At 42.3% G+C, this 10,392-nt stretch carries 10 protein-coding genes; 6 read left to right on the top strand and 4 right to left on the bottom strand.

Annotated elements, in window-relative coordinates; translation table 11 throughout:
• Positions 1-196: 196 nt before the first annotated feature.
• Positions 197-1,075, bottom strand: coding sequence for an NAD(+) kinase (gene nadK / locus L2764_RS23730; protein ID WP_248942827.1), 879 nt, complete (start codon positions 1,073-1,075; stop codon positions 197-199).
• 384 nt (positions 1,076-1,459) lie between these two features.
• On the opposite strand from nadK, the gene grpE reads away from it, so the two are divergent.
• Positions 1,460-2,080, top strand: coding sequence for a nucleotide exchange factor GrpE (gene grpE, locus L2764_RS23725; RefSeq protein ID WP_248942825.1), 621 nt, complete (start codon positions 1,460-1,462; stop codon positions 2,078-2,080).
• Between the two features lie 81 nt (positions 2,081-2,161).
• Here grpE and dxs read toward each other — a convergent pair whose 3' ends face one another.
• The 3 genes from dxs to xseB are packed head-to-tail and all read right to left on the bottom strand — an operon-like array spanning position 2,162 to position 5,167.
• Positions 2,162-4,027, bottom strand: a complete 1,866-nt coding sequence (gene dxs, locus L2764_RS23720) for a 1-deoxy-D-xylulose-5-phosphate synthase (RefSeq protein WP_248942823.1) — start codon at positions 4,025-4,027, stop codon at positions 2,162-2,164.
• A 21-nt stretch (positions 4,028-4,048) separates the two neighbouring features.
• Positions 4,049-4,930 carry a (2E,6E)-farnesyl diphosphate synthase gene (gene ispA / locus L2764_RS23715; protein ID WP_248942821.1) on the bottom strand — a complete coding sequence of 294 codons (882 nt, stop codon included), beginning with the start codon at positions 4,928-4,930 and terminating at the stop codon, positions 4,049-4,051.
• Positions 4,931-5,167 carry an exodeoxyribonuclease VII small subunit gene (gene xseB, locus L2764_RS23710; protein WP_248942819.1) on the bottom strand — a complete coding sequence of 79 codons (237 nt, stop codon included), beginning with the start codon at positions 5,165-5,167 and terminating at the stop codon, positions 4,931-4,933. It abuts the gene before it with no gap.
• A 500-nt stretch (positions 5,168-5,667) separates the two neighbouring features.
• Between xseB and pomA the strand changes: the two genes are divergently transcribed.
• The 5 genes from pomA (at position 5,668) to L2764_RS23685 (ending at position 10,094) form a co-directional block, all read left to right on the top strand.
• Complete coding sequence (gene pomA, locus L2764_RS23705) at positions 5,668-6,435, top strand: flagellar motor protein PomA (protein WP_248942818.1); 768 nt, start codon at positions 5,668-5,670, stop codon at positions 6,433-6,435.
• A 3-nt stretch (positions 6,436-6,438) separates the two neighbouring features.
• Positions 6,439-7,368: a flagellar motor protein MotB gene (locus L2764_RS23700; RefSeq protein WP_248942817.1), complete on the top strand. Its 930-nt coding sequence runs from the start codon at positions 6,439-6,441 to the stop codon at positions 7,366-7,368.
• Between the two features lie 1,083 nt (positions 7,369-8,451).
• Positions 8,452-8,757 carry a polymorphic toxin type 44 domain-containing protein gene (locus tag L2764_RS23695; protein WP_248942815.1) on the top strand — a complete coding sequence of 102 codons (306 nt, stop codon included), beginning with the start codon at positions 8,452-8,454 and terminating at the stop codon, positions 8,755-8,757.
• Positions 8,735-9,196, top strand: coding sequence for a hypothetical protein (locus L2764_RS23690; protein ID WP_248942814.1), 462 nt, complete (start codon positions 8,735-8,737; stop codon positions 9,194-9,196). The genes L2764_RS23695 and L2764_RS23690 overlap by 23 nt, the downstream gene beginning before the upstream one ends.
• Before the next feature lie 529 nt (positions 9,197-9,725).
• Positions 9,726-10,094 (top strand): hypothetical protein, encoded by a 369-nt coding sequence (locus tag L2764_RS23685; RefSeq protein ID WP_248942813.1) that lies wholly within the window; start codon positions 9,726-9,728, stop codon positions 10,092-10,094.
• Positions 10,095-10,392: the final 298 nt, after the last annotated feature.

Raw genomic sequence — 10,392 nt, 5'->3', positions numbered from 1 at the left:
AAACTGGTGTTGAACTTTACTTTTAGCCATAACCATTTATCCACTCAAAGCCTTACTTTAACTATAGTTCAGTTTTAGTAGCTTATGGCTGAGACTTGTCGGTAATCAGGTTTATTTTTAATGAGAATGGCAGTACCCAAAAAGAGAAAAGGCCAATGTTGATTGACCTTCACCGTCTTATTGATCTTTACCTTGATTAGAATAATTTACTTCCCCAGCCGAGTTTGGTTCTGAGTACATGAAAGTAATTATGTCCCTTAGGATGGATGAGCTTTAAGGTATCTTGGCTACGTTTGATAATGATTTTATCACCGGGCAATACTGCTAAATGGACATGCCCATCGCAACTGACTTCTAAGTTGTCACTATTATGAGGGGAAACCACTACAGTGATAATACTGCTAGCATCAACAACAATGGGCCGACTTGATAAGGTATGAGGAAACATGGGAACTAAAATCATCGCCTCTAAATTGGGGGTTAAAATGGCACCGCCGGCGGAAAGAGAATAAGCGGTTGACCCTGTCGGCGTGGCGATAATCATGCCATCAGCACGTTGGCTATACATGAATTGATCATCGATATAGACTTCAAATTCGATCATATGGGCAATTTTACCAGGATGTAAAGCTGCTTCATTGACCGCCGTATTACAAGATTTAAGTTCACCATGTCGATGGACTTCAGTTTCAAGTAAGAAGCGGTGTTCGGTCTCAAATTCACCCTTTAATACATTTTCTAAAATAGATTCAAAACCTTCTGGTGGTAAGTCGGTTAAAAATCCTAAATTACCGCGATTAACACCGATGACACAAACGTCAAATCGGGCGAGCACGCGCGCAGCGCCCAACATATTGCCATCCCCCCCTACAACAATGGCCAAATCACACTGCTGGCCTATTTCGAGTAGGTCAACAGCTTTTACATCAGGACCGATTTCATCGGCCACTCTGTCTTCAACTAGAACGGTGAGCCCTTGAGTGCAGAACCATTGGACTAAGCGCTTAAGGGTGAGGTGTGTGCCATGATGATTGGGTTTACCGATTAAGCCGATAGTCTTAAACTTACTTGTCATAAAATATTTAATCCATTGTTCGGGGTATTAGGCCCGTAACCTTTGAAGATGCAGGATTCAGCTGGAATTTAAAGCCTTTTAGGCAAAGTTTTGAACAGATAACCTAGTGATTCTAAGCTGATGTTCAGTAACGCAGCATAAAAGAGTTTCCCCTTTGCTTCAAAAGAGGGCCTATTAGGAGCCATTAAAACCAACCACTTCTTTGTTGCATTATCTCAAAAGGTGCCTACATTCCTTCAATAATGCGCCTTGAATTGACAGATTTTACTGGCGCTGAAAATATGCGTTTTCAAAGGTTACGGGTATAGACCTTGAAACCTGAGAATAGATCCCCATAATATGCTCATAACTTGCAGAAACAAAGCATTTTTAGTCGGAGCAAAAATGAGTAAAGAATCGAATAAAGCTGAAAACATTCAAGCAGAAGATATTGAAACTGTTACAGAAGAAGTGCTGGAAGGGGAACTGCTTAACGAGACGGAAGAAAATGAAACGAGTGTGATGGATGAGCTTACACAAGCTAATTTTCGTGTTGAAGAATTGGAACAAGCATTAAAAGCGGCTGCAGCGAAAGTTGAAGAGCAAAAAGATTCTGTGATCCGTGCTGCGGCGGAAGTGGATAATATTCGTCGTCGTGCAGCGATAGACGTTGAAAAAGCCCGTAAATTTGCCCTCGAAAAATTTGCTAATGAATTACTGCCTGTTCTTGATAATTTAGAGCGTGCATTAGAAGGGACTGACGCCGAAGATGAAGCAACCAAGAGTCTTTGTGAAGGTGTCGATCTAACACTTAAAGGTTTTGTCGGTGCGGTTGGCAAATTTGGTTTATCGCAAGTGAGTCCTCAAGGTGATGCATTTAACCCTGATTTACATCAAGCGATTGGTATGCAGCCAAGTAGCGAGTTTCCAGCCAATACTGTGATGGCTGTGATGCAAAAAGGCTATGTATTGAATGAACGTTTACTTCGTCCTGCGATGGTGATGGTTTCACAAGGCGAGTCATAATCTGATTCGTTTACGAACATTAAAAAAGGACTGCGTGCGCAGTCCTTTTTTATTGATTATTTCAGCATATGAATGTGGGCCTTAAGCAAGGTAATTTTGGATTTGCTGTAAAATCCCTTCAGCATCCAGTTTTAAATCCGCTAGAATTTCACTGGCTTCGCCGTGCTTAATAAATTCATCAGGTAGACCAATCTGCAGTACCGGTTTAGGTAATTTGATTTGTTGTAAGACTTCAAGTACCGCTGAACCCGCTCCACCCATAATCGCATTTTCTTCCACAGTGACTAATACATCGTGGGTTTGTGCGAGCTCTGTGATCAGCATCACATCAATAGGTTTCACAAATCGCATATCGACTAGAGTGGCATCGAGAATGTCTGCAGCGACTAAACTATTGGCGAGTAAAGTGCCGAAATTCAAAATGGCAATTTTTTTACCTTGGCGCTTAATCAGCCCCTTACCGATAGGAATAGAGGTTAGTGCTTCAACTTGTTCAGCCCCCGTCGCAGAGCCTCGAGGATAACGTACTGCCGTGGGTCCTTCTTGGTAACGATAGCCGGTATAGAGCATCTGACGGCATTCGTTTTCATCTGATGGCGTCATGATCACCATGTTGGGCACGGTTCGCATAAAACTGAGATCGAATGCACCTTGATGGGTTGGACCATCGGCACCCACAATTCCACCGCGATCAATAGCAAATAATATCGGCAACTTTTGCAAGGCGACATCGTGGATTAATTGATCATAGCCTCGTTGCAAAAATGTGGAGTAAATAGCAACAACAGCTTGATAGCCTTCACAGGCGAGGCCTGCAGCCAAGGTTACCGCATGTTGCTCAGCGATGGCCGCATCAAAATATTGCTGAGGAAAGCGTTGAGAAAATTCGACCATTCCAGAACCTTCTCGCATAGCGGGCGTGATGGCGAGTAATTTCTCATCGGTTTGAGCCACATCACATAACCATTTTCCGAATACTTGAGAGAAGGTCGGTGAACTGGGCTGTGCGGTGGGTTTTTTAAATTGCGTAGGATCAAATTTAGGCACGGCATGCCAGCCGATGGGATCTTTTTCCGCAGGCTCATAGCCCTTCCCCTTTTTGGTCATAATATGCAGAATTTGAGGCCCTTTAAGCTGGCGCATATTACGGAGTGTTTCAACGAGTGAATCCACATCATGGCCGTCTATGGGGCCGATATAATTAAAACCAAATTCTTCAAATAAGGTACCCGGAACCACCATGCCCTTGAGATGTTCTTCTGTGCGTTTCGCCATTTCTTTGATGGTGGGCATATTTTTCAGCACTTTTTTACTGCTTTCACGAATGCTGGTATAGAAACGGCCTGACATTAATTGCGCCAGATGATTGTTGAGTGCGCCGACATTCTCAGAAATTGACATTTCGTTATCATTCAGTACGATAAGCATGTCATTATGGATGTCTCCGGCATGATTAAGTGCTTCAAATACCATGCCGCCTGTCATTGCACCATCACCAATAACGGCCACCACTTTACGATTAGCTTGCTCTTTTTCAGCAGCAATCGCCATGCCTAAGGCGGCACTCACAGAGGTGCCTGAATGACCCACGCTGAAGGTATCAAATGGACTTTCTTCACGCCAAGGAAAAGGATGGATCCCACCTTTTTGGCGTATGGTATGCATGCGATCGCGACGACCCGTTAAAATTTTATGTGGGTAGGCTTGATGTCCTACATCCCAGATTAAACGATCGAAAGGGGTGTAATACACATAATGTAAGGCAACAGTGAGCTCAACTGTGCCTAGGCCAGAAGCAAAATGTCCACTTGAAGTCGCAACAGACTTGAGTAAGAAGGCTCTAAGTTCATCAGAAACTTGAGGTAATACAGACTGAGGTAGCTGTCTTAGCTCTTCTGGGGTGCCTGCCTGCGCAAGCACAGGGAATTGAGATATATCACAGCTCATAACGAGATTCTTTGTTTCTTTTTATACTTTTCGCTCAATAATATAACGAGCAAATTCGGCAATTAGCTGGCTATTGTAGGGTAATTTTGCCAGCGCTGATAGTGCATCTTGGATTAAAGTGTGTGCGGTTTGTTGTGCTCCTGCTAATCCCAGTAGCTTAGGGTAGGTACTTTTATTGGCATTGGTATCAGAACCTTGTGGTTTTCCGAGCTCTTCTGTACTGCCAGTAATATCCAAGACATCATCTTGTACCTGAAAGGCCAGTCCCACAGCGTCGGCAAAATCCAATAACCGATGACGTTCATCATCATTTGTTTCTGCAGCAATGATGGCCAGTTCAACGGCGCAACGGATCAATGCTCCGGTTTTTAAGCTATGTAACTGGGTTAACGTTGCTAAGTCGATTTTCTTATTAGTCGATTTAAGATCAATAGCTTGGCCACCACACATGCCATTATAGCCAGCAGAGCTGGCTAACACTTTGACCATCGATAAACTTTGTTTAGCGGACAGCCCTGATGTGGGCTCACTGATAATGTCAAAAGCCAAGGATTGCAGGGCATCGCCGGTTAAAATGGCGGTTGCCTCATCAAATGCGATATGCACAGTGGGTAGTCCTCGCCTGAGATTATCATCGTCCATAGCCGGTAAATCATCATGAATCAAAGAGTAAGCATGAATACATTCAATCGCTGCTGCAGCAGGATCCAGTTTGTTAAGATCCACTCCTAACATGTCGCCAACCGCATAAACAAGAAAAGGACGAATGCGTTTTCCGCCAAGCAGCGCACCGTGTTTCATTGCGGCTTTAAGTTGCTCATCCGTGGTGGTTAATTCATCAATGACCTTGGTTAAATGAGTATCGACTCGGTGCTGATAATGTTCGATTGTTTTCAGTAACAATTACACATCCTCTGGCTGATAAGGGCTGGGTTCTGCATCATCTTCTTGCATTAAAATAGCGACTTTCTGTTGCGCATGTTCCAGTTTTTGTTGGCTGCTACGAACCAGCTTGATACCGCGTTCGAATTGTTTTAAAGCATCATCAAGGGAAACATCGCCTTGTTCTAGGTCAGTCACAATTGTATCAAGTTCAGATAAAGATTCTTCAAAAGTGAGATTTTCAGGTTTTTTAGCCACGGTGACAATTCCTCAATTTAAGCGATACACACGGTATATCAGCTGGGGGCTAGGGTCAAATTATGCCGTTTGTTTTTTTGTGCAGCAAACAGGGTTGTATCGCGTTTTTGAGACGGCAGTGTCAATTAGTCTTAAACAGCAGGAGAACATTATTAGGCTCTGTTAAACGTTGCTGGTGATTTCTGCAGCAGTTTATTGATACAAGGCAGAGTTTGTGTTGCGTCGTTATTCTTGATGTGGATTCAAACGTCATTCACCTTCCTATCCATGGGCCGACTATCAATAAGCGATAACGCCGTGAGAAAGGAGTTACATCAACTGCTCATTTTGTTTGTTATATAAGCAAACGTGTTGTTTATCGCTCATTGAAACCATTTAGTGCTTAATGTTTTGAGATCTGGCCCGATAGTATGAATGGGATGTTTTTTTGTGCTCCAACCATCAGTGACTTTTAGTGTGGTTGACAGCCTGAAGCCAAAATAGAGAAGTAAGGAATAATTGTGGATTTAGCAACATTAATTGGATTGATCGGGGCGTTTGTATTTGTAGTGATCGCCATGACAAATAGTGGTGGTTTAGAGATCTTCTTTAATGTGCCTTCCATATTGATTGTGGTTTTGGGATCATTATTTGTGGTCATGATGAAATACAATTTAAAGCAATTTTTTGGCGCGGCTAAAATTGCCATTAAAGCCTTTATGTTTAAATTGGATATTCCTGATGACTTGATAGAGCAAGCCGTTGTGATGGCAGATGCTGCTCGTAAGGGGGGATTTCTAGCCTTAGAAGAGGCACAAATTAGTAATAGTTTTATGAAAAAATCGGTTGATATGCTCGTGGATGGCCATGATGCAGATGTTGTGCGTGATGCGTTAGAAAAAGACATATTGCTCACGGAGCAACGCCATAAATTAGGTATCGGCATTTTTAGATCTTTTGGTGATGTCGCTCCTGCAATGGGGATGATTGGGACCTTAATTGGGCTGGTGGGCATGTTATCCAATATGGACGATCCTAAATCCATCGGTCCTGCGATGGCCGTGGCTTTGTTAACCACATTATATGGAGCGGTGCTGGCGAATATGGTCGCGATCCCTATTGCCGATAAGCTCAGCTTGAGAATGGGAGAGGAAATGCTCAATCGGCATTTGATTATGGATGCCGTGCTGGCCATTCAAGATGGGCAGAATCCTAGAGTCATTGACAGTTTTTTGAAGAATTATTTGTCAGAAAAGCAGAGGACTATCGATACCATGGATGGTAATTAGTTTATGGTTAAATTTAAAGGAAAGTGTGATTGTCCTCCACCCGGAGCCCCTATGTGGTTGGCGACGTTTGCCGATTTGATGTCTTTATTGATGTGCTTTTTTGTGTTGTTACTGACCTTTTCAGAAATGGATGTGATGAAATTTAAGCAAATAGCAGGCTCAATGAAGTATGCTTTTGGCGTGCAAAATAAAATGGATGTCAAAGACATACCTAAAGGAACATCCGTTATTGCATTAGAGTTTCGCCCCGGTCGGCCTGAAAATACGCCGCTTGTGACGATTAATCAACATACTCGAGAGGTCACCGAACCCATGTTGACGTTTCAATCGGGTGAGGAAGACAGTGCGGGCGGCATACAATCACAAAATGGTCAGTTGCGTGGCGGCAAAGCGGCTTTGATGGCAAAGGCGGCGAGTAACGAGCCATTGACCACCGGTGCGCTTGCTCAAGCTGAGATTAATCAGCAAGTGAAAAAGATGGCCCAAGCGCTGCATGAAGAAATTGTCGATGGGGCGATTGAAATTGAATCGCTAGGTCAACAAATCATCATACGTATTCGTGAAAAAGGGGCTTTTGCATCGGGGTCTGGCTTCTTACAACCTCAATTTAGCCCTATTATTCATCGTATTGGCGAATTATTAAAAGATGTTCCCGGTATTATCACCGTTTCGGGCCATACCGATAATCGACACATTGCCAACGAGCTTTATCGTTCTAACTGGGACTTGTCCAGTAGCCGCGCGGTGGCGGTGGCTCATGAACTTATTCGAGTCAAAGGTTTTGATGCAACGCGCATGAAGGTGGTGGGCATGGCGTCGACGCAGCCCCTTGTTCCTAATGATACCCGCCTAAATAGGACACGTAATCGCCGCGTTGAAATTGCCATAGAGCAAGGGAAACCTAAAATCTCGGATGAGATCAGTGTGGAGTAGGCCTTCGAATAAAGGATAGGGGCTGTTGATCTTTGGTGATTGGTTCTGCAGCAGTTTGTGGGGTCTTTATACAAGGCAGAGCTTATGCTGTGTAGTTATTCTACATAAATAAGCGATAACGCTGTAAAAGGCGCCACAAACGCTGTCCGTAGGATCCGTCTAAACGTGTTTTACTCTTTGTTGTAGAGAATTTGCTTAGAAGACTAGGCTGCACTCACTACGCCGTGATTAAAACACGTTTAGTTCGGACATAATTTAACCACGAAAGATCAACAGCCCCTAGTGACATTTATGCTTGATTAAGCTTCGCTTAATGGACGGTTGTGAGTTCCCACCCACACTGGTCCAGTAATCTATAACGTTATTTTTATAAAATCACCTCACCTTAAACAATAGGGTTTATTTGAGTTAATTGCTGCCGCAGGCTAAGGATCGTGGATCCCCACTCCTTCTTGTAATAAAGAGTGGGATTAGGAGGACTGTTTGTTCTTATCGATATCCCTATTTGTTGCTTATAGCGATCACAGTTGTGATCTTCGCCCTCTAATAATCGCCATAACGCCTAGCGGAGTGAAATATATTTATCACCTGCGGTGAGGCTAAGGTCGTGGATTCCCATCCACACTGGGGCAAGAAGGGCTGCTCGTCCTTATCCTCCTTGCATCCTCCATGACGCCCAGACGAAGTTAAGCACCTTACTATTTTATTCACAATCATCGTTATCGCCTCATATTCGTCGTCCTGACTCACTTAAGGCTATCTCGGCATTCACACGATGATTGATAAAATATTTTCGGTAACTTCGATGGGGATCTTAAAATCAAAAGAAGGGGGGGGGGTTATAAAAGGAGTTTGATGAAGGTTGTGAGATAGTTCTACTTTTTAATTACAAATAAAATCAATCTGTTTACAACTGCTTTCTTTGAATGCTAGGTTATGTTTATTTATTAGTTTTATTAATCCGTTAGACTATTTAGGGAGGGAATATGTCTACCATACCTGCATTTCCTGAGGGAGTATCAGTGGATGTCAATATGAAGATAATTCGGCATCAATTTGGTCGAATTGTTGGTCCAACTGATTATGTTTGGTCCAACTGATTATGTTTGGTTCTATGAGAAAGTAAGAAATAAAGGGCCATGGGATTTTAAGAAAAACGGTAATCGGCAGTTTGAAGACTTTGGCAATTTTCATTATGGTGCAGTAGGTTATGCAGGTGGGATCCCTGAATCTGTTCTTTTAAGAGCTGCTGGATTTGCTCAAAGCCAAGCTGGAACAGCTAAAGATCATTGGGGAGGTTGGTATCAATCGGCTCCATTTGGTGATGATCCTAAGGATCAAACTTGGATAAGAAAAGGGATAGAGTATGCGAAAAGTCGTGGCTATTAGTGCCATTGTGCTCATGAGTCTATGCATTATTTTCGTATTGATCATTTACCTTATGTTTTCCGAAGGCTTTTCAGCTGACTATGATAAACGTTTATCTCAGTATCCTTTGATTAATCAATCATGCTTAGCGGTGTATCGAAATGCAGGCGGCGGAGCTATGACTGGATACAGCCATGCTTTTTTTATTGTGCCCAAATGCGCTGAAAAATCGACTCCGACTGCAACAGAAATCGAAGGCATTAAGCCATTTCTCAATACCGATGCAGTGGCTTATTCAGTAGATTTTATGATTGATACTTTCAATACTCCTTTGGTGAAAAATGGCGATCAAAATATCAATATCAGCATCGATGGTGATATTTATAACGTGGATGAGGATCAGCTGGGTCGCTTTAATGGCGATATTGTCATTGAAGAGGGAAATAGTGAAATAGTCTAGTGTGATCAGTTTAATCATAATTGTGAGCGTCAACTTGTTATTTAGCGGATATTTGAGGGGGGGGAAGGTGCTACCAGTGATAAATCATCTTTATCACTGGTAGGGTTTTTTATTCATCTAAGTGGCAACTTAGGGGCTGACAGGTCTATTTACTTACCAGTCATCTTCCACGGTTTACCGTTTTGTGGCTTGAAGGCTCTTTTTGTTTACCACATTTAGCTTAGGGCTTACCATTTTCAAAAATGTGAAGGTTAACTATTGAGCCAGTGATAAGCACTATTATCACTGGTAGTAAAATGTAGTTTGAAGCTATGACTAGAAATTCCCGCTCCCCAGTGCCCCCTCTAACGGGATGCTTGTCCAACTATCAATAAACAACCGTACTTCTTTGAATTTGCCATTAGGATAGCAGTCGTGTTTGGTAACGGGGTGATGAGCATATCGACTGAACCGTGTCAATTTGACAATTACTTTAAGGCGCATATAGTGTATTAAGTGCCTAACAGAACTTAGGAGTCGCAGAATATAAATGGTCTGGAAACATATAAGTGCATCTAGTGAAGATGTAAGAGAAGTTATAAACAAGCTTCTTAATCATATTAATTATGTTCCTTCTGAACTTCGACCTTATTGTAAGGTAGCTGCTGCTGACCAAAAATTTGAAAAAGCTAAAGGAGCGTTATTCTATTATGATGGGAAAATTGATGAGTTTTCTCCTATAGAAAACACTTACATATTATATGATGCTTATAGCCTTAACGATTATGAAGGGTTGTTTAACTGCGTTGACATAAAATTGAATTCCTTATCTTTAGCACAATCATTACAAGCTCAAGTGATTTTCACCAATTCACGATCTGATGATGCCTCTGTGGTTATTTATTACCCCAAGATATAGAAAATTTTATTACATTCAAACAGGAATTACTCAAAACCTGCTCGAGAAATATTTATAAGGTCGCCCTAAATATTATCGATATTCCGCGAACAGCCCCCCCCCCCCTTTCAAAAGTGTATCAATGAAGTAACAAACTTGATTGTTGAACATTAAAAACGTGAAGGTTACTATTGAACCAGTGATAATGAGGAGCTATAGTCGTTTCTGGTGTATGAGGATAAAGCATTGCGATGTAACCTGTTAATTGATCTTGGCCGATCAACAATTAACAAAAGGAACATCGCAATGACTAAAAATG

The organism is Shewanella surugensis (assembly GCF_023284005.1).
Taxonomy (GTDB): domain Bacteria; phylum Pseudomonadota; class Gammaproteobacteria; order Enterobacterales; family Shewanellaceae; genus Shewanella; species Shewanella surugensis.
This window is presented reverse-complemented; position numbering and strand designations above follow the sequence as displayed.

Coding starts and splice junctions, on each gene's coding strand:
- dxs (WP_248942823.1), bottom strand. CDS start 4,027: ATGAGCTGTGATATATCTCAATTCCCTGTGCTTGCGCAGGCAGGCACC.
- L2764_RS23700 (WP_248942817.1), top strand. CDS start 6,439: ATGGTTAAATTTAAAGGAAAGTGTGATTGTCCTCCACCCGGAGCCCCT.
- nadK (WP_248942827.1), bottom strand. CDS start 1,075: ATGACAAGTAAGTTTAAGACTATCGGCTTAATCGGTAAACCCAATCAT.
- grpE (WP_248942825.1), top strand. CDS start 1,460: ATGAGTAAAGAATCGAATAAAGCTGAAAACATTCAAGCAGAAGATATT.
- L2764_RS23690 (WP_248942814.1), top strand. CDS start 8,735: ATGCGAAAAGTCGTGGCTATTAGTGCCATTGTGCTCATGAGTCTATGC.
- L2764_RS23685 (WP_248942813.1), top strand. CDS start 9,726: ATGGTCTGGAAACATATAAGTGCATCTAGTGAAGATGTAAGAGAAGTT.
- L2764_RS23695 (WP_248942815.1), top strand. CDS start 8,452: ATGTTTGGTCCAACTGATTATGTTTGGTTCTATGAGAAAGTAAGAAAT.